Here is a 22,174-nt window from a genome sequence, read left to right on the forward strand (position 1 = left end):
AAACAAAAATATGCTAGTCTTCGTTTCGAACGGAAGTGTGGGACGCAGTAATGGATAGCCGACAACAGAAACGAGTTATTGTAATTGGGGCTGGTATGGCCGGTCTGATGGCAGCAGCTGTGCTCTCAGACCAATTTTCTGAGGTTATAATTATCGAAAAGGATGATCTACCGCGCACGCCTCAAGTTCGAAAAGGAGTCCCACAAGGCGCACACGTACATACGTTCCTTGGATATGCAGTTGAAGCCATGGAGGATTTTCTGCCAGGTATCATGACCGACCTATATGAGGCGGGCGCCGTTCAAATTCGCAGAAACAAGGATATCTGGTTCCACGATGCGGCTGGCCCGACTCCTATTCGAGATGTAGGTATCCTTACACCGTCGGTAACTCGGCCTTTGTTGGAACACGTGACACGCAAGCGTGTTCTTGCGTTACCAAATGTATCAATCAAGGAGGCCACTCGATTCACGCAGTTTTGCACTGATGGTAATAGCGACGTTTCTGGCGTGAAAATTCAAACAGGCGACATCGGTTCGGAAATCTTTTCGGACCTTGTCGTTGATTGCTCCGGTCGCGCGACGACTCTACCGCGTTGGCTCGTCGATCACCGTTATGGTGAAGTCGAACGTCAGGAATTGGGCATCGGCATGTCGTACACGTCCGGGTTATTCCGACCACCTCCTGATCTGGCAGATGATACTTGGGCCTGCCTTATGCTCGCAATACCGCCCAACACTCGCGCGGCCTATCTAACACCCGTCGACGGCGGACTTTGGCTAGCGACCATGTATGGCAGGGGCGGCGACATGGCGCCACGCGAGGCCGAAGGATTCGTAGAATGGACGAAAGGCCTTGCCCACCCCATCATCCACGAAAAGCTGAGCAGGGCCGTGCCGGTTTCCGATTTTCGCTCCTACAAAATCCCAAAGGGTTTTTGGCTTCGCTATGACCGAATGGAACGGTTTCCACGGGGGATAATTCCCATGGGTGAAGCGGTGACAAGCTTTAACCCAATGTATGGGCAAGGCATAAGCTTGTCCGCGGGCCAAGCGAGGGCAATCCGTTCCGGGCTGACCGGCGGCTTGGATCGTCTGGCGCCGAGATACTTCGAAGCATCGGAGTCGCTCAATCAAGTTGGTTGGTCTGTCATGGAAACCCGTGACCTAGAACACCCAAGTACGGTTGGAGATCGTCCCGCAGATATCGAAAACCGCTGGATGATGGGAGCGGCAATCCGAAAACTGGCTGAGACGGATGCCGAAGTTCACCGGCTAAGTGTAAATGTTATCCATTTGCTGGAACCTCCGAGTGTGCTTTCACGAGAAGACATCGTTGAACGTGCTCAAAAACTTATCAACTAGGAAGGCGTCTAAGGTGAACGGACGTTTGTAGGACATGCAGCATTGAACAATATGGGCTCAAGATCCGATTTCGCTGTGAGTTATACGAATGGCCGCCCCTTTATTGGAACGGTACTTATGGATGATTGGATTCTGAGCAATTGTTGGCGCTTGTTCCAGCGCACTTTGGTCATGGCGAGCTCCGCAAACTCCTCGGTGTGCAGTCAAACTCTGCCTTGAACGCCCGCGTCATCGCGCTGGCGTTTTCGTATCCACAGCGATAGGCCACCTCCAGGATCGGTTGTTCCGTCTCAATCACCAGCTTGCGGGCTAGGTTCAAGCGCAGCCGCCGATAGACGGTCTGCGGCGTTGTCCCCAACTCGCTACGCACCCGTCGTTCCAGCGACTTTTGCGTACAACCAGCACGTTTTGCCAGTTGCCTCAGCGGCAGAGGGGTCTCCAGATTTTCAGTCATCAGCGCCAGTGCTCGATCCACGAATTTATCCCGTGTCGTGCGGTATTCGCTATGGGTCCCCGAAGGCCGGTTAGACATAAAGAGCTGCGAGACTTCGATGGCCAGCAACTGCCCCTGATCGCGCCCGATCAGATGCATCACCAGATCAAATGCTGCCATCGCTCCCGAACAGGTAATGCGATTTTGGTCAATGACATAACGCTCCCGCACCGTCTCGATCTCGGGAAAGGTCTCGGCAAAGCTCTCCAACTCCTCCCAGTGGATTGTCGCCCTGACCCCATCAAGCAATCCCGCACGGGCCAACAGCCAGCTGCCGGTGTCCAGCGCAGCCATATGATCATAGCGGCTCGCGGCAGCGCGCAAATTGCTTGTCACGCTCCACCCCGTGATCTCGCGAAACCCGTAGGAGGGCATGACCAGCAGCATCGTCCCCGATGTCTCTGCCAGCGCTGCATGCGGAGTCACCTGCAATCCGCTGGAACTGGTCGTAGTGTTCCCATCCATGGTCACATAGCGCCAGTCATAGAGATCCCGACCCGAGATCATGTTCGCCGCCCGCAGGGGTTCAATCGCGTTAGCCAGACAGTGATTGGAAAACCCATCAAACAGCAGAACATCATAGGTCTGCATCTCAACACGCATTTTTTGCCAATCTTGCATGGTTTACGTCCAATTCTGCACGCTATGCTTATGCAGGATGGCCTTTGTTTGATCAACCACCCTGTTAGGAGTCCCGCCATGCACTTTGGTCTGTCCGACGAACAAGAGATGATCGTCTCCACCGTTCGCAGCTTTGTTGAAAACGAAATCTATCCCCACGAGGCCGAGGTCGAGCGCACCGGTCAAGTGCCGCATGAGCTGGGCGAAGAGATCAAGCAAAAATGCATCGATCTGGGCTTCTATGCCTGTAACTTCCCCGAAGAGGTTGGCGGTGCAGGTCTCAGCCATGTGGATTTTACTTTGGTCGAACGTGAGTTGGGCCGTGGCTCCATGGCGCTGACCCACTTCTTTGGCCGCCCGCAAAACATCCTGATGGCTTGTAATGACGAACAGCGCGAGCGTTACCTTCTGCCCGCTGTCCGGGGTGAGCGGATGGATGCACTGGCGATGACCGAACCGGACGCCGGTTCTGACGTGCGCGGCATGAAATGCTCTGCTGTACGTGATGGCGGCGACTGGATGATAAACGGCTCCAAGCACTTCATCTCGGGTGCGGAGCACGCAGACTTCTTTATCGTCTTCATCGCCACTGGCGTGGATGAGACGCCCCGAGGCCCCAAAAAACGTATCACCACCTTCCTTGTTGATCGCGGTACGCCGGGGTTTGAGGTGCGTGATGGCTACAACTCTGTTAGCCACAAGGGCTACAAAAACTGCATCCTCTATTTTGATGAATGCCGTCTGCCAGATGCGCAGGTTCTGGGTGAGGTGGATGGCGGCTTTGCGGTCATGAACGAATGGCTCTATGCCACACGCATCACCGTTGCTGCGTTCTCGGTGGGCCGTGCGCGTCGCTGCTTTGACTACGCCCTGAACTACGCGGCTGAACGCAAGCAATTCGGGCAACCCATCGGGAAATTCCAAGGCGTGAGTTTCCAGATCGCCGATATGATCACCGAAATCGATGCGGCTGACTGGCTGACGCTGGCCTCAGCATGGCGTCTGGATCAAGGACTCCCTGCGAACCGTGAGATCGCCTCTGCCAAGGTTTACGCCTCCGAAACGCTGGCCAAGGTTACTGATACCACGCTGCAGATCTTTGGTGGCATGGGGCTGATGGATGATTTCCCGATTGAGCGCTTCTGGCGTGACGCCCGGGTGGAACGCATCTGGGATGGTACGTCCGAGATCCAACGCCATATCATTTCCCGTGATCTGCTGCGTCCTTTGGGGGCTTAAGATCACACCTCTCTGGCGGTGGCACCGTGTCTGACTGCTTATTCGCTCTCAGCTAATCAGATGCTTGCCACCGCCGGAGCCCTTTGCACTCTTGCTACTTGGTCGCGCATGTCAAATAATCTCAACCGACTGTTCCAACCTAAATCCATTGCCATCATCGGGGGCGGGGCCTGGTGCGAACAGGTGATCAAACAATCGGTCCTGATGGATTATGCCGGGCAGATCTGGCCCGTTCACCCAAAGTCCGAGGAAATCTCGGGCTTTAAAGCGTTTAAATCGGTGCAGGACCTGCCCGAGGCCCCCGATGCCGTGTTCATCGGCGTCAACCGCCACGCCACGATCCAACTGGTCGGAGAGCTCTCAGCACTGGGCTCGGGTGGGGCAATCTGTTTTGCCTCCGGGTTTTCCGAAGCCGTGGCGGAAGATGAAACTGGCGGCGATCTTCAGGCTGAACTGGTCGCAGTTGCGGGTGATATGCCCATCCTTGGACCCAACTGTTATGGCTTTGTAAACGCCCTCGATGGCGCGTTGCTTTGGCCTGATCAGCACGGTTGCCAACGGGTGGAAAAGGGCGTCGCCATTCTGACGCAAAGCTCGAACATTTCGATCAACCTGACCATGCAGCAACGCGGTTTACCGATCGCTTATATGGTCACTTGTGGAAACATGGCGCAGACCACGCAGGCGCAGATCGCGTCAGCTCTGATTGACGACCCACGTGTCACCGCCGTCGGCCTGCACATCGAAGGTTTCAAAGACCTCCGTGATTGGGAAGCACTGGCACAGAAAGCCCATGCAAAAGGCGTGCCACTGGTGGCGATCAAGGTTGGCGTATCCGAACAGGCACAACAGGCCACCGTTTCGCATACCGCCTCATTGGCAGGCAGTGACGCTGGCGCACAGGCCTTCCTTGACCGCCTCGGCATTCCACGCCTCCGCGCTTTGCCGGACATGCTGGAAACCCTCAAGCTTTTGCACTGCTATGGCCCGCTGCCCGATGGCAACATCGCCTCGATCAGTTGCTCGGGTGGGGAGGCCAGTCTGATCGCCGACATGTCTGTGGGCACCGGGCTCGAATTTCCAAAGCTCACTGACCGTCAGAAAACTGCCCTGCGAGCGGCACTCGGCCCGATGGTGGCGTTGAACAATCCGCTTGATTACCACACTTATATTTGGCGTGATCAGGATGCGATGGCTCGGGCTTGGTCTGGCATGACCGGCGATGACGTCTCGATGACTTTCTCCATCGTGGATTACCCCACGACCGACCCGATTGACTGGACCTGCGCCACCCACGCGGCCCTGAAAGTGCGCGCAGACACTGGCGCGCGTTTCGGTGTCGTTGCCAGTTTACCAGAACTGATGCCACAAGACGTGGCCGCCCAACTGATGGACGGCGGCGTTGTCCCCATTATGGGGTTGCGAGAGGCGCTGTCAGCGACCAGAGCGGCCTCTAACATTGGCGCGCCATCCACCGAGCCCGTCTGTATCCCGGGTGAGATTGGCGAGGTCTCACTGGTCAGTGAAGCCGAGTCCAAAGCGGTGCTGGCCGCCCACGGCCTGCCCACCCCGCAAAACCGCTCGGTCCGGGGCGCGGACGAAGCTGCGCAAGCTGCGCAAGAGCTGCGCCCACCCTTTGCCATCAAGGGCGCCGGACTGGCGCATAAATCAGAGCACGCTGCTGTGCGCCTTGAGGTCATGCCAGAAGATGTGGTCGCAACCGCCAAGGACATCGGCACCGACGAGATCCTGATCGAGGAGATGATCACAGGTACCGTGGCCGAACTGCTGGTCGGTGTGGTCCGTGACCCGGCGCATGGCTATGTCCTGACCCTTGGGGCGGGGGGCGTGCTGACCGAAATCCTGCGCGACACCACCTCGTTGCTGTTGCCCGCCTCGACCGAAGACATTCGCGCGGCGCTGGGAAAACTTAATATCGCCCCGCTTCTGGCAGGTTATCGCGGCAAACCCGGTGCCGACATAAACGCCACCGTAAACGCTGTGGAATCGGTGCAGGCCTACGTGCTTGCCAACACCGACACCGTCAGCGAAGTTGAAATCAACCCGCTTCTGTGCACCCCCGACCGGGCGGTTGCCGTAGATGCGCTTATCCGAAAGGCCTGAAAGATGAACCCGATTAAAACCCGCCGCGAAGGTGCCATTCTTGAGGTGACACTGGACCGCCCCAAGGCCAATGCCATCGATCTGGAAACCAGCAAGATCATGGGCGACGTCTTTCTTGAATTCCGTGATGATCCGGAACTGCGCGTCGCCATCCTGACCGGCGGTGGTGAAAAATTCTTCTGCCCCGGCTGGGACCTGAAAGCCGCTGCTGACGGCGACGCAGTCGACGGCGATTACGGCGTCGGCGGCTTTGGCGGCTTGCAGGAAATGCGCGACATGAACAAGCCAGTGATCGCGGCTGTGAACGGCATCGCCTGTGGCGGTGGTTTGGAACTGGCGATCTCGGCCGACATCATCCTTGCCGCAGAACACGCCACCTTTGCCCTGCCTGAAATCCGTTCCGGCACCGTGGCCGATGCCGCCAGCGTGAAGCTGCCGAAACGTATCCCATACCACATCGCGATGGAGCTGTTGCTCACCGGCCGCTGGTTCGACGTTCAAGAGGCCAACCGTTGGGGTCTCGTCAATGAAATTCTGCCCGCCGACCAACTGATGGACCGCGCGTGGGAGCTCGCCCGTCTGCTCGCCTCCGGCCCACCGCTGGTTTATGCCGCGATCAAAGAGGTGGTGCGTGACGCCGAAGATGCCAAATTCCAGGATGCGATGAACCGCATCACCAAAAGCCAATTGCCATCGGTCGAAAAACTCTACCGGTCCGAGGATCAACTTGAAGGCGCCCGTGCCTTCGCCGAAAAACGCGATCCGGTCTGGAAAGGTAAGTAAGATCAATGCCCTGTGCCTAACCCAAGGCGCAGGGCATTATTTGCGCAAGATGCGATCTGTCAGGTTCAGGCGCTGCGAAATGATCGGCTTCAGATCCTCGGCTAGCGCTGGCTCTGATGAACAAAGCTGCTCCAACTCGTCCAACCGGTTGGTGGCGATCAGTTGCAGTGCATCCATGCGCAAAGATCCATCCGCTGCGCGCGGTAACCTTAAAACCGGTTGCACAGATTCGGGGGCCGGGGAGGGCAGCAGCTTCTCAAGGTCTGATCCGGTCAGTGCTGTTTCCACAAACACATAAAGTCCCACACCCTTGGCCGGAAGCGCATAGGTGCACAGGGCAATATCGCTGATCTGGGGCAGGGGTCGCAACGCTTTGTCCAGCGCGGGACCATCACGTTCAATCCGGTCTTCGGTGCCTTCTCCATCTGACCAATTCATCAGCTTGCGGGTAATGAAGTTGTAAAGTTTCTTGCCCGTCGCCATCCAGATCCGCGCTGGTAGCGCCTTTTGCGCCAGCATCCGATGCTCTGACGCTGTCAACAACTCCGGCGCATAGGCGCGCTTTTGCTTCAGCAAATGTCGTAGATCCTCGCGCGCCAGGACCCGTAGGAATTTGCTTCCCTTGCGGTGCACCGAAGCGAGTTGAAAATCAATCACCGCCGCACGGCCCTCATGCGTCATCAGCCAGTTTTGCGGCTTGGCAATGTCATTATGGGCAACCCCCGCCCGTCGCATCTCGCGCAGCAGGCGCTTGGCATCTTTGTAAAACGCGGGGTCTGTGGGCTTGGCTAATTGTAATGGCGTGCCCTGCGTCCAGCTGCGCAAGAGCCCCACCTTATCAACCCGCACCAAAACTGGTGTGCCCTCAATCCCTTGAACCGCTTGCAGTCCGCGGATTTCCTTGCGCGCCAGAAACCACGCTACCGGCTTGGCATATAACGGCACGCCGTCCAGCTTGCGCAGTACAACCGGGAAATTTTCAACACCTTCCAGCGTCCCAGAGATCGTCTCAGAGAAAATATCGCGCTTATGGACCGTTTCAGCCAGAAAGGTCCGATCTGCAAAATCGCCATTGGGGGTCATATGCGTATCCAATTGTCCGGGCAGATATCAGGATTACTGAGTTTTTCTTTGGAAAACCAGTTCTTTGGCGCGGCCACCAGTTTATCAGGATCGGGATTCAGCCATGCCCCCCACCATGAAAAGGTCGAATTGGCAATCACATGGTGCGCGCACAGTGACATCAACTGCATATCGAAATGGCCACGGGTTTCGTCATTGAGATCCACAATCACCCGCTCAAAGCCCAGGTTCATGTTTTCCGCCGCCCAGACAGGGTCATTCGAGAACACAAAGCAAGTCAGATCCTTGCCCAGCATCTTGGAAAGCGCTGCCAAAGCCGCGACATAATACTCTTCCGTGCAAGCCTGAAAACTGCCCGAGGCCATGTAATCCCCACGCCGCACATGTACTGACACCGGGATTTTCGCGGCCTTGATCTGCTCGGCCATTGCGACATTTGCCGTGTCCAACTGTGTGGTGAACTGGAGATCTTTGCGGAACGCCTCGGCGCTATCACCAAAATATCGGGGCGATTGCCAATATCCATGCAGATAGCTTTTATCGCCTAGGTCAAAGAACTCTGGATTAAAGCCCAACTCTTGCTCGCGGCAAAATTTGGGATCTTTTCCGAACTTTCGCCATAGCCCGTAGCGTAGGAAACCATCGTGTTTGGCCGGGGGAAGGGCAGAGACTGGCGTTATTCGCGCGCCGGAAAAATGCGCAAAGCAATTCCCGCGATCTTCGCTGCCCGCAATATACCGCGAATCCAACGCCAGATCACAGCCCAGATGATCGGCCAAAGCCCGCCCTGCGGTATATTGAAAGAGCTGGTTTCCGGCCCCGCCCAAAAGTCTGGAAATGATCATTGTTTCAGGTCTTACTTGCGTGTTTCAGTTGCAGCAGAGGAGAGCGTCTTGCTGTCACGTGAATAACGCTCAATCTTGCGGCGGTAAACCGTGCGCGACACTTCCCGCTTTAATCGCTCGGGAACCGAATACTTTCCACCCTGAATGGTCGACCCATCCAGCCGCTCGGAAATCGCAGCAACGCCTGACGGATAAATCACTGCCACCGGCTGCCCGGTGAACCAATGGCTTTGCACATATGTATCAATAGGGCGGTCAAACACCTGTGCCTTTTTTACCAACCGTTTTGCGGCGGCATGTGTGATTAATTGAGCGGTCGCCCGCACCGGCGAAACACGCGGTACGCTCAGGCAAAGATCCCCATCGGTTTCCAGCACATCTTCATGCCCTTTGATCGGACGAGTTTGAAACTGGATGTAGCCAAAGTGATCACTGTACTTTTGCGCCAAGGCAAGCGCCTTGCCAAACACATCCGGATCCAAGGAGGCATCATCCTCAAACACCACACCAGCATCCAGATCACGATCCACAATCGCTTGCCAGATTGACCGATGGCTTAAAAAACAGCCGACCTCCCCGGTTTTCAATCCAAAAGGGTAACTCGGCTCAAACTGGTTAGGGCGATAGGCCTCGGTAATTTCTGCCTCGGACAATTTCGCCCCATCCACGGCATCCCAGATCTCACCCTCCACGCCGCAATTATTCAGCACCTCATGGGCGTTCGCGCGCCGTTTTTCGGCGCGCGCAAGGTGTAAGACAAAGGCGTGGAGTTGCATGGATTAGCCAGCCTCACTCCAGCCTGAGACAGATTTCACTTCGATAAAATCTTCGATGCCCCATTTGCCGCCTTCGCGCCCGTTACCGGACTGCTTCATGCCGCCAAAGGGTGCACCGTTGCCACGGCTTTGACCATTGGTTTCCACCATGCCCGCGCGCAGTGCACGGATCATTCGGTTGGCCCGGGCAGGATCTTGCGTCTGAACATAATCGGTCAGGCCATATGGCGTGTCATTGGCAATTGCGATGCCCTCTTCCTCAGTATCAAAAGGAATGATCGACAGCACAGGGCCAAAGATCTCTTCACGGGCAATAGTCATGTCGTTGTTCACATCCGCAAACACGGTAGGTTTGACATAAAATCCACGGTTCAACCCATCAGGGCGCCCCACACCACCGGCAATCAGGCGTGCGCCTTCATCGATACCTTGCTGAATCAGATCCTGAATCTTGTTGAACTGCAGTTCATTCACAACCGGGCCGATGTGACGACCTTCTTCGCTGGGCGCGCCAACTTCAATCGACGCCGCAACCTGCGCTGCTGTTTCAACCGCTTGCTCATAAATCTCACGCTGAACCAACATGCGGGTTGGTGCGTTGCACGATTGACCCGAGTTGTTCATGCAATGCATGACACCGCGTTTGACCGCCTTTTCATCCGCATCGGCAAAGACCACATTGGCCCCTTTTCCGCCCAGCTCAAGGCTGACACGTTTCAGGCCGTCTGCAGCAGCTTTAGTGATCAACTTGCCCGCACGCGACGACCCTGTGAAGGAGATCATGTCGACATCATCGTGGCTGGTCAGTTGCGAGCCAACTCCAACGCCATCACCATTCACAAGGTTGAACACACCGGCCGGGAAGCCAGCATCATGCATCATCTCGGCAAACAACATTGAGGACAGTGGCGATTCCTCAGACGGCTTCAGCACCATGGTGCAACCTGCAATCGCTGCTCCGATAACCTTGAGCGTCACTTGGTTCATCGGCCAGTTCCATGGTGTGATTAGGGCACAAACACCAATCGGTTCGTTCATGATCCAACTGCCGGGTGTATCGGAGTCTATGGGGTGGGAGAACTCATATTTGCGGGCTTCATCAAGGAAGGCCCGGATATGATAAGAGCCCGAGGTCGCCTGCTGTTGGCGCGACATGGAAATCGGCGCGCCCATCTCAAGGCTGATTGCCTGCGCCATATCTTCGTTGCGCGCCTCGTAGATCTCGAGCAGCTTTTCAACCAGCGCAATCCGCTCTTCAGGCGCGGTTGCCATCCAAGCCGGGAAGGCAGCCTTTGCGGCCGTAACAGCGGCATCGGTATCTGCCTGTCCACCCAGAGAGATCACCGCGCAGGCCTCTTCATTGGCCGGATTGATGACGTTGTGATCATTGGTCTCAGCCGGATTGACCCAGGCCCCATTGATATAGAACTGACGTTTCTCGATCATGCCGCAGTCTCCCATTGTTCAGCGGTTTGATTTCTTGCGCACCTTGTCACCGTCATATCTCAACTACAAGACAGATTGCGTCATATAAACGACGGCGGCCAACCTTTGCAGATTGGCCGCCGAATTCACCGTAAATTTGTTGAGTGTCAGCGGCTAAACTGACCTTCGTATACCGGCTCTAATGTCGGCGTATCAAACAGCGAAGATACGCTGTTACCTTGCCAGATGTTCAGGATAGCCTGAGCGAACACGGGTGCAGTTGGAATGATCCGGATGTTTGGCGCCGATTTGACTGGTTCAGTTGGTGCGATGGTGTCTGTGATCACCAACGACTTCATTACTGAATTGGTTACACGTTCGACCGCAGGACCAGACATAACACCATGTGTTATATAGGCATGCACTTCGGTTGCACCGTGCTCAAGGATCACTTCGGCCGCCTTGCACAGGGTGCCTGCGGTGTCGCACATGTCATCGACAATGATACATTTTTTGCCGGTGACATCGCCGATCACAGTCATTTCAGCGATTTCTCCGGGTTTTTCACGGCGTTTGTCAACGATGGCCAGAGGGGCATTGATCCGTTTCGCCAGCTCGCGGGCGCGGGCCACACCGCCAACGTCGGGAGAGACGATCATCACATCGCCCAAGTTTTCCTTGAACTGGGTCATGATATCCAGCGCAAAAACAGGCGACGCATAAAGGTTATCAACTGGAATGTCGAAGAACCCCTGAATCTGTGCAGCGTGCAGATCCATAGTCAAAACGCGTTCGATACCGGATTCAACAATCATGTTGGCGACCAGTTTGGCCGAGATCGGGGTGCGTGCCTTGGAACGGCGATCCTGACGAGCATAACCGAAATAAGGAATGACTGCTGTGATCCGTTTGGCGGATGAGCGCCGCAGCGCATCCGACATGATCAGCAATTCCATTAGATTATCATTAGCCGGGTTTGACGTCGGCTGGATGATGAACATGTCCTCGCCGCGGACGTTTTCATAAACTTCGACAAAGATTTCCTGATCGTTGAAACGCTCTACCCGGGCGTCGACTAGCCCTAGATTGGCCCCTCGATGCATGGTCATGCGGCGCGTAATTGCCTTGGCAAGTGGCATATTAGCATTGCCGGCGATCAGTTTGGGCTCGGAAGTGGTAGGCATGAGGAATGTTCCCGGTTTGGCTCTGATGACAGAATCATGACGTTATCACCGCTTATCACGGGCATTGCCTCGGGCAAAGCGATGCAAGGGTAGGAAATCCATAAAAACCGCATGGGTGTCCGGATATCACGGTTCTAGTAAAGGATGTTTCTTGAGGTGTTCGCCTTACTCGGGTCATCGCATCCACTCTTGCTCAGAAATACATTTGGCTTAAGTTGCGTGCAATGGAACATGAAATGCTGATCAGGTTGGTTGTATTTTTGGGGCTTTTCGCCCTCTTTGCATTGGTCGAAGCTGCGGCCCCGCGTCGGGCACTGCTTCAGACCCGCAAACAGAGATGGTTTACCAATTGGTCTATCGTCGTGATTGATACATTGACCCTGCGTGCTTTGGCCTTTGCCATGCCTTTGCTGGCAGTTGGCGCTGCGATGGACGCACAGATGCAGGGTTTTGGTCTACTTCATCTGATCGAAGTCCCGATGTGGCTTGCTGTAACACTGACCATTTTGCTGTTTGACTTCGCGATCTGGGCGCAGCATCTGATCACACATAAAATACCTCTTTTATGGCGATTTCATCGGGTTCACCATGCGGACCGTGACATCGATGTGACCACCGCCATCAGGTTTCACCCGGTTGAAATTGCCGTTTCCATGGTGTTTAAAGTTGGGCTGGTCTACCTGTTGGGCCCACCTGTGATGGGTATTATCGTGTTTGAGATCATCCTCAATGGTACCGCAATGTTTAATCACGCCAACATCCGCCTGCCGCTGGGGGTGGATGCCGTGCTGCGTCGGATTCTGGTCACGCCTGACATGCACCGGGTGCATCATTCTGATCTGCGCCAGGAGCATGACAGCAATTACGGTTTTGCCTTGTCGATCTGGGATAGAATATTTGGCACCTATATTGCACAACCCGGCAAAGGGCATGATGATATGACCATTGGCCTGCGCTGGCAGGATGACAAACCGTCTAAACTAGGGTGGAGCCTATGGCTGCCGTTTCGCAAGCTATAACATATGCCGCGGTCGATGCCGCCGCCAAGCTGAACGGTTTAGGCATCATGGGTGCTCTGCACGAAGATGGCAGAACCATCTGTTTGCTGGGACCTGAGACAGGATTTTGGAAGGTTTTCAAAATTAGCCCTGAAATGTTGGATGGTGCAGAAGATCCGTTCAATCGATGGTCGGAGCGGATCATCGCTCGCATGGCTGATATCTTGAACGCCGAAGCCCGGTTTCCCTTTGGAGGCCCTCCCTATGAGCCCTTTATGCGTTGGGCAATGGATTCGGGGCGTGCTTGGCAAAGTCCGGTGGGCATGCTGGTGCACGACGAGGCCGGAATGATGGTCTCGTTCCGGGGCGCACTGTTGTTTGATCAAGAAATTGATCTGCCTAAGCCCCCGATCGCCTCTCCTTGTGAGACTTGTGACACGCAACCCTGTGTTTCGGCTTGCCCCGTTAACGCCCTGAGCGATCAGCACTTCTATGAGATCGACGCTTGCCATACCTATCTGGACACCCCGGCCGGGCAGACCTGCATGAGCCAAGGGTGCATTGCGCGCAGGTCTTGCCCAGTTAGCCAGACATTCGACCGCAACCCTGAACAATCGGCCATTCATATGAAATACTTTCACCGCACATGACATTACGCCTGATTCTGATGCGCCACGCCAAGTCCAGTTGGGATAATGCACTGCTGGAGGATCATGCGCGCACCCTCAATGGCCGTGGACGTCTCTCGGCCAAAGCTTTGGGTGATTGGATGCGGCAAAAATCCTATCATCCCGATCAGGTGCTATGTTCCAGTGCGATGCGCACGCGGGAAACTTTTGCCGGGCTAAACATTGCGGCCGATACCGCATTTCTGGATAGCCTCTATCTGGCCTCAAATGACCGAATGTTTACAGTTTTGCGGGGCGCATCTGAGGCGTTGGTTCTGATGTTGGGTCATAACCCGGGCATCAGTTGCTTTGCCGAACAACTTGTCGTCACGCCGCCTGCACATACACGGTTTTAGGACTATCCAACCGGGGCCACCACAGTGATTGATTTTGATGTGCCGCAATGGGCAGAGGTTAAACCCGGCACTGGCCGGGTTGTGGATTTTGTGATTCCCCGCGATTTGACGGGGTAAGGCATTCGCCGTTACCGCGATGCATAAAGCGCGATGGCCGCAGCGTTGGACACATTCAGCGATCCAAACTCACCAGCAAAACTGATCTTGACCAATTGGTCGCAGGTTTCTTTGGTTTTTTGGCGCAATCCCGGCCCCTCGGCCCCCATGACCAAAGCCACCGGGCGATCGCGCCGGCCTTCAAGCGCGGTCTCAATTGTGTCGTCTGCTGTACCATCCAGCCCTAGAACGATATAACCCATATTCTGCAACTCAACGATGGCATCCGATAGATTGCGCACCTGCAGATAGGGCTGACGTTCCAATGCGCCGCTGGCTGTTTTTGCCAAGGCTCCGGTTTCGGGGGCCGAGTGATGGCGGGGGGCTACGACAGCGCAAGCTCCTAGCACCTCGGCTGAGCGTAGAATCGCGCCGACGTTATGCGGGTCGGTCACCCGGTCAAGCATGATCACGCGCGGTGGATGTGTGCCATCCCCAAGACAACGATCTGCCAAGCCGCCCCAGTTAAGCGATTTTACTTCCAGCGCAGCGCCTTGATGAACAGATTGCGGGTCAATCGGAGCGGTGAATCTGCGGGCATCGGCCATCTCGGGTTCAATACCGGCAAAAGCCACGTCTTCGGCCAGTTTATCGGCAGCATTCCGAGTGAGAATCAGTCGCAGTTTTTCGCGCGCCGGATTGCGCAGAGCATCCCGAACGGCATGCAACCCAAACAGCCAGACCGTTTCAGCGGCACCTGCGCGCTTTGCCTGCTCTTTTTCAATCACCCAACGGGGTTTTTTCGTGCCCATAATTCACCTTTCGCATCAGATCGCGACATTGCGTGCAACCCCGGCCCAGTGCAAGGCATTTTCGTCTTGACGGGGGACAAAGGCGCTTCTAAATACGCCCTCACGTCAGATGCAGTGCATCAGACAGTGGGCGACAGGCCGCAAGGTGTGGCAGGGGACTGTAACTCCCTCGCGGAGACGCACGCCTGGTTCGATTCCAGGGTCGCCCACCATTTATTTTATAGACAGTGATATAGATGGTGACTTGGCCAATTACTTGCCGGTTGAGCAGAAGGCCGTTTGTTCGGGAAAGAAAGTTTCAGACACAGCTTGCACATATAATAATATCAGATTTTTCAATGCCTTCCCCAAGCAGGTTGGCAAACCATGAAAAAAACCAAAGATACCGCAACCCGATTTCAGGGTGCCAAGTGTATATCGCCAGCGCAAGCAGATAAGCGGTAAATAGCGGGATCGCAAACAGAGCGGTTCCAACAAGGCTAAGCGTCAGCTGGCCGCGAAAATTCCGACCCCCATCATCTGGATCTTCAATCGCTTGGGCAATCCATGCCCGACCGGGTATCCAAGAGATCAGGCAGGCAGCAGAGACACCAAAATGGAGGAAGGTAGGGACTAGGGTTGAGAAAAACCCGAAGTAAAGCCACCAATAGCGTTCAGGCTGTGCCGCGATATCTGACAACAGGTTTCCCAGATCCAACAATGGAGTGGCCGAAATAGCGTTGATGCCACTTATGATGATGATCAACGTGCAGCCAAGCCCAGTGAACAGCACAAGCGCCACAAGTAAATCGCACACCCCCAGAACAAATGTCCGCCAATCCCGCAATGCCATGCCGGTGCGGATCAACCATCGGGTTACCCCAAAGGACAAGAAGTCAAAAATCGCATTCACGACAGGCAAGACACCCAGAAACAGCAAAAGACTTTTACCCTCTGCCGATAATTCCACGAAACATGACATGGCTGCGATGATGCCAAGGGCGGTAATCAGATAGGCAAAATAGATGCGTAATCTGGATGCGATTGATGTTCTAAGCACGAATGCGAATGCGAATGCGAATGCGCCTGCGAATGCGAGTGTGAGTGTGAGTGCGCCTGCGAATGCAGCGAGTTGGAAACGATCCCTAAGGCGATAGTTTCCAATTCGCTGATGATACAAACTTAAAGCAAAACAGGTCAGCGATGCAATTATTCCCCCCAGAAACCCGTAATGAACGAAAGCCCGTGGTTCGTGTGGAAAAACCACTAAATCGCCAAAGCCACTGGCGGCCCCGGTCCACCCCCATGACAGTGCGATAAACAACAGCGGATAGGCCACCGCCAGACGCAGGGAAAAATCCAACAGTTGCCAGCCAAAGACAGATTTTCCATCTGAATTTAAGTGATCTTTGGCATTTGGGGGAACAAGGGTTGCATCCACGGCATCAAGCGCAGCTTCAACATAGCGTTGGTAAAATTTGGTGCCGCGTTTTGATGTCAGCCAATCAAGGATGCTTTGCCGACTTTTGGGTTTTGACAGTGCGGCAGTGAAATAAGCAACTGACAAAAGTTCGATGATTGTCAGGGCAACGCCAAGAAAACCAAGATCAAATTTACTAAAGAACCACCAAGCATATTTTCAACTTATGAGGATGTTTTTCCAGAGTCGACATCAGTTTTTACGCGGGTGCGGGGCACCAGCGTAAAATTGGGACTCAAGTCAAACCTGCAAAGCTCAACCCGCTCGGATCATTGATCCGGCACCGTGGTCGGTGAAGAGTTCCAGCAGTGTTGCGTTAGGGGCGCGGCCATCCAAAATGACAACGGCGCGAACACCGCCATCAATTGCCGCCAAAGCGGTTTCGGTTTTGGGTATCATGCCGCCCGCAACGGTGCCATCGGCGATCATCTCGCGGATGGTTTGAGGGGTCAGCTCGGTCACGACATCACCCTCGGCATTGCGCACGCCGTCGATGTCGGTCAGCAGCAGCAGGCGGTCCGCAGTCAAGGCGGCGGCAATGGCTCCAGCGGCGGTGTCACCGTTGATATTGAACGTCTCACCATTGCGACCAGCTCCCAGCGGGGCAATCACGGGGATGGTGTCGTCGTTGAACAGGGTTTGCAAAATGCTGGGGTCAATTTCAGACGGAGTACCCACCAGACCAAGCGCGGGGTCGGTTGGGTCACAGGTGATCAGATTGGCGTCTTTTCCAGACAGGCCCACCGCCTTACCACCCTGTTGATTGATGGCCTGAACGATACGTTTGTTGACCCGGCCTGACAGAACCATTTCGACCACTTCCATCGTGGCCTCATCCGTCACGCGCTTGCCGTTGACGAATTCCGACTTAATCGCCAGCTTGTCCAACATCTGATTGATCATCGGACCGCCGCCATGCACGATCACCGGATTTACACCAACCTGTTGCATCAACACGATGTCGCGGGCAAAAGTGTCCATCGCTTCGTCACTGCCCATGGCGTGACCGCCTAGTTTGATCACAACAATCGCATCATCATAGCGTTGCAGGTAAGGCAGGGCTTCACTTAGTGTGCGGGCGGTGGCAATCCAGTCGCGGTTCATGGCTTGTTTTCTCATTCGACGTGTCCTCTTGCTACCTCTGTTACGATCTTCACATCGAACTGCCAAGGGGGACTTGTCTTTGAGATGGATCAGGCGCGCGTTTCCTGGGAGATCCACGCGCCTGATTAAGGTTTGATTTAACTGCAGACGCGTTTGACGGCGGGCAGGTTGCTTAGGATCAAAACATCAAATGCCAAAACCGCTAGCAGGGTCAGGCCCAATAGCGGGAAGGCGATTGAAACCAGAACGGTAATCAACGCCGCGCCTTTCCAAAACGGCATCTCTGCTGGGGCTGGGGGGGCTGCAAGGCGCGCCGCTTTCGAAGGGCGGCGAATAATCCACATTATTACCCCGGAAATACAGACAAAGATCACTGCGACGCAGAACACGACGTTTAGGATGAAGTTCCATGTCCCCATCAGGCCCATATGGAACGGTACTCCAAGCGCCATGAACTTGCCCATGGCCGAGTAATCCTCAAACCGCACATCAGCGAGAATTTTGCCAGTGTATTGATCAATGTGAATGGTGCGGTCGGTTGTCGGCTCAGATGAATCGCTGCTCATGCTGTCGCGGTTCATTGTCCATACGCCAGTCTCCCCATTGGGGTATGCAATGCGGAAACGGCCTTGCATACCCATTGAGGCGCCAAAGGCGACAAGTGTGTCGATGTCGACAGGGTCACCCTCGGCAAGCCCGGGAATTCCTGCGTCAGAACCAGAGGCGGGCATCGGGGTTTTCTCAAGCGCCCAAGGAACATCGTTTTGATTGCCGTGGTTCATGCTGGCATGGGTGTCATCAGATAGGGGAACGTTATCCCATTTAGCGGCGGGAAAGCTGCTCCAGGCTTGGATGATCTTGTCGCCCCAAATCCCAGTCCACGATAGGCCCGTGATCAAAAACAGAATGAGCAAGATTGAGATGTAGAAACCTGTTACCGCATGCAGAGATTTCCACAGGGCGCGACCACGCGCTTTCAGGTTAGGGATTAGTGCTACCTTGGCGTTGCCACGCGGCCACCACAGATAAAGCCCCGTTAGAACAAGCACCAACCCAAGCCCGGCAGCGATTTCGATCATCCGATCGCCTGCTGTGCCGATCAGCAGGTCCGAATGAATGTTGTCGGCGAAATCATACCACCCTGCGCGGCGGTCCCATGTTTGGATGACATCGCCTGAATACGGATCAACGGCAACCATCTGTTGTCTAGCATCAGTTTTGATTCGAAACACGGTAGCCAAATCATCGGCTTTGGGGCCTATCCATTCGACGATGTCGCCGGGCACGGCAGTGGTGGCTGCATCCGCCTGTTGCGATACACTGATAGCTTCGCCTTGTGCTGTGACACTTATTTTTTCACCATCACGGCCATCAAATTGCGAGATGAACAGCATCATTAACCCGGTCACCGCGAGGATGAGAAAGAAGGGGATAACATAAAGTCCGGCATAAAAATGCCAGCGCCAGACGGCGAAGTAGAGTTTTTGTGGCAGGGTGTTGGTTTCGGGGTCGCGTGTGGCGACGTGGCTTTGATCGGCCATTCAATTTCTCCATAGGATAACAGGGCCCGCTGCAGTGCAGTCAGGCAGATATTTCAGGGTTTTGATCTGTCAGGAGAACGCGGGTGGGCCACGGGCATCATACCGGGTGTAAAACCCGGCACTTCGGTGCGTGAAATCCGATTGTGCCCATGGGGCGGGGCGGGGTGTTTGTTTTAGCGCTGCAATCTGTGCAAATGCTGGAATGTCAGAAGACGCGATACCGCTGAACGGGCAGGGCATCAGCTCATCTTGTTGGTCATGGTCGCTTGGTGGGGTGTCACCAAAATCGACCCAGACCTCTTGTGCTCCGTCACTGGTACATAGAACCAATAGCATTTTTCCGTTTGCATCGCTGTTGACCATCCAGCCTTGCGGAATGGTACTGACGATCGTCAGTGCCAGCAGAGTTATTAACGTGATGAAACGTGGCAGCACGGCGCCTATACCAGTTCGTTAATGACTGATCTCAGGGTTGCGATACCATCGCCTTTTTCAGCCGAGGTCGAGATCAACTCAGGGAACGCAGCCGGGTGTTTTGATAGCTTTTCGCGCACTTGGGCTAGCATCTTTTCGCGATCTTTGTCTTTGATCTTATCATCTTTGGTCAAGACCACCTGAAAAGCCACGGCAGCACTGTCGAGCAGTGACATAATCTCATCGTCCACGGGTTTAATGCCGTGACGTGAATCGACCAGAACAAATGCCCGGCGCAGCGTCGGGCGGCCTGACAAATAGGACTTCAGTAGCCGTTGCCATTTTTCAACCACTGCAACCGGGGCTTCGGCATAGCCATAACCCGGAAGGTCAACCATATAACGCTCGTCGCCCAGCGTGAAATAATTGATTTCCTGTGTGCGGCCTGGAGTGTTTGATGCACGCGCTAGACGTTTGCGACCGGTCAGCGCATTGATTAGCGACGACTTACCAACGTTTGAGCGCCCGGCAAAGCATACCTCAAGCCGGTCAGCCGGGGGCAGGCCGGACATAGCGACAACCCCTTTGAGAAAATCTACTGGCCCTGCAAACAGCTTGCGGCCAGCTTCTGCGGCGATGGAATCAGGAGCCTCTACCAGAGGAAAGGGGAGTTTCATGTCAGAACCTCTGTTGTGTCGTTCGCTTCGGAACCACTTGTGTCATCAAGACAACGGCACATCCAAGGCATAGTTTTGCAGGTGATCAAGGCTGCCCGTTCAAGCGCTACGCGCCCTTTGATCGAGTGCCGCCAGATCACCTGAAACTGTGCCATCAGTCGTCCTTTTCATCCTGCTTGCGATTGAAGCTAGAAGTGATGTTACCAAACACATCAGGCTTATAGCCCTGACTACGCATGATCAGGTACTGCTGGCAGAAGGTAATGACGTTGTTAGTGATCCAGTACAGTACCAGACCGCTGGCAAAGCTGCCCAGCATGAACATGAACACCCAAGGCATCCAGGCAAAGATCATCTTTTGCGTCGGGTCGGTTGGGGCTGGGTTTAGCTTTTGCTGCAGCCACATGGAGATACCCAACAACAATGGCATGATACCGATGAAGATCAGCGCTAAGATTGAACCAGATGCGGGTACACCCCAAGGTAGAATGCCCCAAAGGTTATACAGCGATGATGGGTCAGGCATGGATAGATCTTTGATCCAGCCGATCCAAGGTGCATGACGTAGTTCCAGAGTAACAAAAATCACCTTGTAGAGCGAGAAGAAGATCGGAATCTGCATCAGGATCGGCAAGCAGCCCGAGGCTGGATTGACCTTTTCCTTTTTGTACAGCTCCATCATCGATTTTTGCATCATCTGACGATCATCACCGGCTTTTTCTTTGATCTTCTCCATCTCTGGCTGAAGTTCTTTCATCTTCGCCATAGAAACATAGGATTTATAGGCCAAAGGCAGCAGCAGCGCCTTGAGCAGGACAGTCAACGCAATGATTGCCCAACCCATGTTGCCGATCAACGCGTTCAGCCAATGCAGGACCGCAAAAATCGGTTTGGTCAGGAAGAAGAACCAGCCCCAGTCAATCGAATCGATGAACTTTTCAACGCCAGATTCGTTTTGGTATGCGCGAATAGTGTCCCATTCCTTGGCACCGGCAAAAAGACGCATCTCTTGTGACAATGTTTCGCCTGGTGCAACCGTTTTGGTGCTCTGGCGGGCTGTGGTTTGGAAAATATTGCGACGGGCGTCTTGAAAGGTGCTGATTGTGGCACCGGCCTCATCGGCAGGGATCAGCGTTGTCATCCAGTAGTGATCGGTGAAACCGGTCCAGGCGTTCTCTTCGACGCCAATGGTCTCAAAGTCATTGGACGGCTCAAAATCATCATAGTCGGTTTCTGCCAATTCGCCGTCGACCATGCGAATGGCTCCTTCGTGCAGGATGAAGAAGTTTTTCAGATCCTCTGGTTCACCTTGACGGGCAAGAATGCCGTATGGGGCCAGTTTGACAGCGCCGCTCCCAGTGTTTTCGACTGACTGGCGAACTGTGAACATGAATTTGTCATCGACACTGACATCACGTTGGAAGCTTAGGCCTGCGCCATTGTCCCAGGTCAAAGTCACTGGAGCTTCAGGCGTCAGATTTTCATTGCCGTCAACCGACCAGATCGTATTTGGGCCCGGAACCTGATCCGCGTCCAATCCACTGCCTGGTGCCCAGCCAAACAGGGCATAAAAGGGCTCGTCACTGCCGATTGGCGATAGCAGTTGTACGATAGGCGAATCTTCGGCCAGTGTTTCGCGATAGTTGCGCAGCGACAGCTCGTCGATGCGTCCACCTTTGAGGGAAATGCTGCCCTCAAGGCTGGGCGTGGCAATCGAAAGACGTGGCGCGTTGTCTTCGACAGGCTCCTCAGTCTCGGTCACTGCTGCCTGACCATCTGCAGTAGGTGTCGTGACAACCTCTTGCCCATCCACCTGTTCAATCGCGGCAGGCGCGTTGGGATCAGCCTCCGGAGGAGGGAAAAGTGTGAACCATATCAGAATGACACCAAAGCTAAGCGCACTGGCAAGGATAAGATTCTTGGTCTGATCGTCCATTTGACGGCCACCTATCTGTTTTTCTGTCTCAAGGCGTTCAACAGAGTGCAGGGCAAAAGGTCAAGTCAATTTGCGGCTTGAAGTCAATAACAGAGGTGTTTGGATGCGGGATTTGCGGAGTTGTCGCGTTTTCTCAGGTAAAGGGGCTTGCATCGGAAGTGGTTCACGCTTTTATC

General features: G+C 54.6%; 20 protein-coding genes, 1 tRNA gene and 1 pseudogene. 8 read left to right on the plus strand and 14 right to left on the minus strand.

All coding sequences use genetic code 11. From position 1 onward, the window contains the following. Positions 1-50 precede the first annotated feature (50 nt). Positions 51-1,364, plus strand: coding sequence for an NAD(P)/FAD-dependent oxidoreductase (locus D9A02_RS09030; protein WP_120500664.1), 1,314 nt, complete (start codon positions 51-53; stop codon positions 1,362-1,364). Between the two features lie 169 nt (positions 1,365-1,533). On the opposite strand, the gene D9A02_RS09035 is transcribed toward D9A02_RS09030, so the two are convergent. Further along, a complete protein-coding gene (locus tag D9A02_RS09035) occupies positions 1,534-2,478 on the minus strand; it encodes a GlxA family transcriptional regulator (protein WP_120500665.1) in 945 nt (314 codons plus the stop codon). A 78-nt stretch (positions 2,479-2,556) separates the two neighbouring features. Here D9A02_RS09035 and D9A02_RS09040 point away from each other — a divergent pair, with 78 nt between their 5' ends. The 3 genes from D9A02_RS09040 to D9A02_RS09050 all read left to right on the plus strand — a co-directional run bounded on the left by D9A02_RS09040 (position 2,557) and on the right by D9A02_RS09050 (position 6,624). Beyond that, entirely contained in the window at positions 2,557-3,717 is a 1,161-nt protein-coding gene (locus D9A02_RS09040) for an acyl-CoA dehydrogenase family protein (RefSeq protein WP_120500666.1), read from the plus strand. A 108-nt stretch (positions 3,718-3,825) separates the two neighbouring features. After that, a complete protein-coding gene (locus D9A02_RS09045) occupies positions 3,826-5,841 on the plus strand; it encodes an acetate--CoA ligase family protein (protein WP_120500667.1) in 2,016 nt (671 codons plus the stop codon). A 3-nt stretch (positions 5,842-5,844) separates the two neighbouring features. Continuing rightward, positions 5,845-6,624 (plus strand): carnitinyl-CoA dehydratase, encoded by a 780-nt coding sequence (locus D9A02_RS09050; RefSeq protein ID WP_120500668.1) that lies wholly within the window; start codon positions 5,845-5,847, stop codon positions 6,622-6,624. Positions 6,625-6,660: 36 nt separating this feature from the next. Here D9A02_RS09050 and D9A02_RS09055 read toward each other — a convergent pair whose 3' ends face one another. The 5 genes from D9A02_RS09055 to D9A02_RS09075 form a co-directional block, all read right to left on the minus strand. Then, entirely contained in the window at positions 6,661-7,707 is a 1,047-nt protein-coding gene (locus D9A02_RS09055; RefSeq protein ID WP_120500669.1) for a serine/threonine protein kinase, read from the minus strand. Then, positions 7,704-8,552, minus strand: a complete 849-nt coding sequence (locus tag D9A02_RS09060; protein ID WP_120500670.1) for an alpha-1,2-fucosyltransferase — start codon at positions 8,550-8,552, stop codon at positions 7,704-7,706. The genes D9A02_RS09055 and D9A02_RS09060 overlap by 4 nt, the downstream gene beginning before the upstream one ends. An 11-nt stretch (positions 8,553-8,563) precedes the next feature. Beyond that, entirely contained in the window at positions 8,564-9,328 is a 765-nt protein-coding gene (locus D9A02_RS09065) for a glycosyltransferase family 25 protein (protein ID WP_120500671.1), read from the minus strand. Positions 9,329-9,331: 3 nt separating this feature from the next. Beyond that, on the minus strand, positions 9,332-10,774 hold the full coding sequence (locus D9A02_RS09070; protein ID WP_120500672.1) for an aldehyde dehydrogenase family protein: 1,443 nt from the start codon (positions 10,772-10,774) through the stop codon (positions 9,332-9,334). A 146-nt stretch (positions 10,775-10,920) separates the two neighbouring features. Next, positions 10,921-11,937, minus strand: coding sequence for a ribose-phosphate pyrophosphokinase (locus D9A02_RS09075; protein WP_120500673.1), 1,017 nt, complete (start codon positions 11,935-11,937; stop codon positions 10,921-10,923). Positions 11,938-12,161: 224 nt separating this feature from the next. On the opposite strand from D9A02_RS09075, the gene D9A02_RS09080 reads away from it, so the two are divergent. The 3 genes and pseudogenes from D9A02_RS09080 (at position 12,162) to D9A02_RS09090 (ending at position 14,076) form a co-directional block, all read left to right on the plus strand. Further along, positions 12,162-12,956 carry a sterol desaturase family protein gene (locus D9A02_RS09080; protein WP_120500674.1) on the plus strand — a complete coding sequence of 265 codons (795 nt, stop codon included), beginning with the start codon at positions 12,162-12,164 and terminating at the stop codon, positions 12,954-12,956. After that, positions 12,932-13,585, plus strand: coding sequence for a ferredoxin (locus tag D9A02_RS09085; protein WP_120500675.1), 654 nt, complete (start codon positions 12,932-12,934; stop codon positions 13,583-13,585). Before D9A02_RS09080 ends, D9A02_RS09085 begins: the two co-directional genes overlap by 25 nt. Then, positions 13,582-14,076 (plus strand): annotated as a pseudogene (locus D9A02_RS09090) (histidine phosphatase family protein). The gene D9A02_RS09085 and the pseudogene D9A02_RS09090 overlap by 4 nt, the downstream one beginning before the upstream one ends. 11 nt (positions 14,077-14,087) lie before the next feature. On the opposite strand, the gene rlmB reads toward D9A02_RS09090, so the two are convergent. Beyond that, positions 14,088-14,867 carry a 23S rRNA (guanosine(2251)-2'-O)-methyltransferase RlmB gene (gene rlmB, locus D9A02_RS09095; RefSeq protein WP_120500676.1) on the minus strand — a complete coding sequence of 260 codons (780 nt, stop codon included), beginning with the start codon at positions 14,865-14,867 and terminating at the stop codon, positions 14,088-14,090. Between the two features lie 128 nt (positions 14,868-14,995). Between rlmB and D9A02_RS19215 the strand changes: the two genes are divergently transcribed. Then, positions 14,996-15,079 (plus strand) — tRNA-Tyr (locus D9A02_RS19215). 86 nt (positions 15,080-15,165) lie between these two features. On the opposite strand, the gene D9A02_RS09100 is transcribed toward D9A02_RS19215, so the two are convergent. The 7 genes from D9A02_RS09100 to yidC all read right to left on the minus strand — a co-directional run bounded on the left by D9A02_RS09100 (position 15,166) and on the right by yidC (position 21,998). Beyond that, entirely contained in the window at positions 15,166-16,413 is a 1,248-nt protein-coding gene (locus tag D9A02_RS09100) for a hypothetical protein (RefSeq protein WP_120500677.1), read from the minus strand. Positions 16,414-16,581: 168 nt separating this feature from the next. Next, positions 16,582-17,445: an acetylglutamate kinase gene (gene argB / locus D9A02_RS09105; protein WP_120500678.1), complete on the minus strand. Its 864-nt coding sequence runs from the start codon at positions 17,443-17,445 to the stop codon at positions 16,582-16,584. A 122-nt stretch (positions 17,446-17,567) separates the two neighbouring features. Next, entirely contained in the window at positions 17,568-18,971 is a 1,404-nt protein-coding gene (locus tag D9A02_RS09110) for a PepSY domain-containing protein (RefSeq protein WP_120500679.1), read from the minus strand. Between the two features lie 69 nt (positions 18,972-19,040). After that, positions 19,041-19,406, minus strand: coding sequence for a DUF2946 domain-containing protein (locus D9A02_RS09115; protein ID WP_254054592.1), 366 nt, complete (start codon positions 19,404-19,406; stop codon positions 19,041-19,043). A gap of 5 nt (positions 19,407-19,411) precedes the next feature. Beyond that, entirely contained in the window at positions 19,412-20,062 is a 651-nt protein-coding gene (gene yihA, locus D9A02_RS09120) for a ribosome biogenesis GTP-binding protein YihA/YsxC (RefSeq protein ID WP_120500680.1), read from the minus strand. Next, complete coding sequence (locus tag D9A02_RS19220) at positions 20,059-20,217, minus strand: hypothetical protein (protein WP_162933019.1); 159 nt, start codon at positions 20,215-20,217, stop codon at positions 20,059-20,061. The genes yihA and D9A02_RS19220 overlap by 4 nt, the downstream gene beginning before the upstream one ends. After that, a complete protein-coding gene (yidC, locus tag D9A02_RS09125; RefSeq protein ID WP_120500681.1) occupies positions 20,217-21,998 on the minus strand; it encodes a membrane protein insertase YidC in 1,782 nt (593 codons plus the stop codon). The genes D9A02_RS19220 and yidC overlap by 1 nt, the downstream gene beginning before the upstream one ends. Positions 21,999-22,174 lie beyond the last annotated feature (176 nt).

The sequence above is a fragment of the Roseovarius sp. EL26 genome, from assembly GCF_900327775.1.
In the GTDB taxonomy this organism is placed as follows: Bacteria; Pseudomonadota; Alphaproteobacteria; order Rhodobacterales; family Rhodobacteraceae; genus Roseovarius.

What these genes read in the sequence shown, in the direction of transcription:
- D9A02_RS09060 (WP_120500670.1), bottom strand. Translation starts at nt 8,552, where the DNA reads ATGATCATTTCCAGACTTTTGGGCGGGGCCGGAAACCAGCTCTTTCAA.
- D9A02_RS19220 (WP_162933019.1), bottom strand. Translation starts at nt 20,217, where the DNA reads ATGGCACAGTTTCAGGTGATCTGGCGGCACTCGATCAAAGGGCGCGTA.
- D9A02_RS09110 (WP_120500679.1), bottom strand. Translation starts at nt 18,971, where the DNA reads ATGGCCGATCAAAGCCACGTCGCCACACGCGACCCCGAAACCAACACC.
- D9A02_RS09040 (WP_120500666.1), top strand. Translation starts at nt 2,557, where the DNA reads ATGCACTTTGGTCTGTCCGACGAACAAGAGATGATCGTCTCCACCGTT.
- D9A02_RS09080 (WP_120500674.1), top strand. Translation starts at nt 12,162, where the DNA reads ATGGAACATGAAATGCTGATCAGGTTGGTTGTATTTTTGGGGCTTTTC.
- D9A02_RS09065 (WP_120500671.1), bottom strand. Translation starts at nt 9,328, where the DNA reads ATGCAACTCCACGCCTTTGTCTTACACCTTGCGCGCGCCGAAAAACGG.
- argB (WP_120500678.1), bottom strand. Translation starts at nt 17,445, where the DNA reads ATGAGAAAACAAGCCATGAACCGCGACTGGATTGCCACCGCCCGCACA.
- D9A02_RS09050 (WP_120500668.1), top strand. Translation starts at nt 5,845, where the DNA reads ATGAACCCGATTAAAACCCGCCGCGAAGGTGCCATTCTTGAGGTGACA.
- D9A02_RS09070 (WP_120500672.1), bottom strand. Translation starts at nt 10,774, where the DNA reads ATGATCGAGAAACGTCAGTTCTATATCAATGGGGCCTGGGTCAATCCG.
- yihA (WP_120500680.1), bottom strand. Translation starts at nt 20,062, where the DNA reads ATGAAACTCCCCTTTCCTCTGGTAGAGGCTCCTGATTCCATCGCCGCA.
- rlmB (WP_120500676.1), bottom strand. Translation starts at nt 14,867, where the DNA reads ATGGGCACGAAAAAACCCCGTTGGGTGATTGAAAAAGAGCAGGCAAAG.
- D9A02_RS09075 (WP_120500673.1), bottom strand. Translation starts at nt 11,937, where the DNA reads ATGCCTACCACTTCCGAGCCCAAACTGATCGCCGGCAATGCTAATATG.
- D9A02_RS09030 (WP_120500664.1), top strand. Translation starts at nt 51, where the DNA reads ATGGATAGCCGACAACAGAAACGAGTTATTGTAATTGGGGCTGGTATG.
- D9A02_RS09055 (WP_120500669.1), bottom strand. Translation starts at nt 7,707, where the DNA reads ATGACCCCCAATGGCGATTTTGCAGATCGGACCTTTCTGGCTGAAACG.
- D9A02_RS09045 (WP_120500667.1), top strand. Translation starts at nt 3,826, where the DNA reads ATGTCAAATAATCTCAACCGACTGTTCCAACCTAAATCCATTGCCATC.
- D9A02_RS09085 (WP_120500675.1), top strand. Translation starts at nt 12,932, where the DNA reads ATGGCTGCCGTTTCGCAAGCTATAACATATGCCGCGGTCGATGCCGCC.
- D9A02_RS09035 (WP_120500665.1), bottom strand. Translation starts at nt 2,478, where the DNA reads ATGCAAGATTGGCAAAAAATGCGTGTTGAGATGCAGACCTATGATGTT.
- yidC (WP_120500681.1), bottom strand. Translation starts at nt 21,998, where the DNA reads ATGGACGATCAGACCAAGAATCTTATCCTTGCCAGTGCGCTTAGCTTT.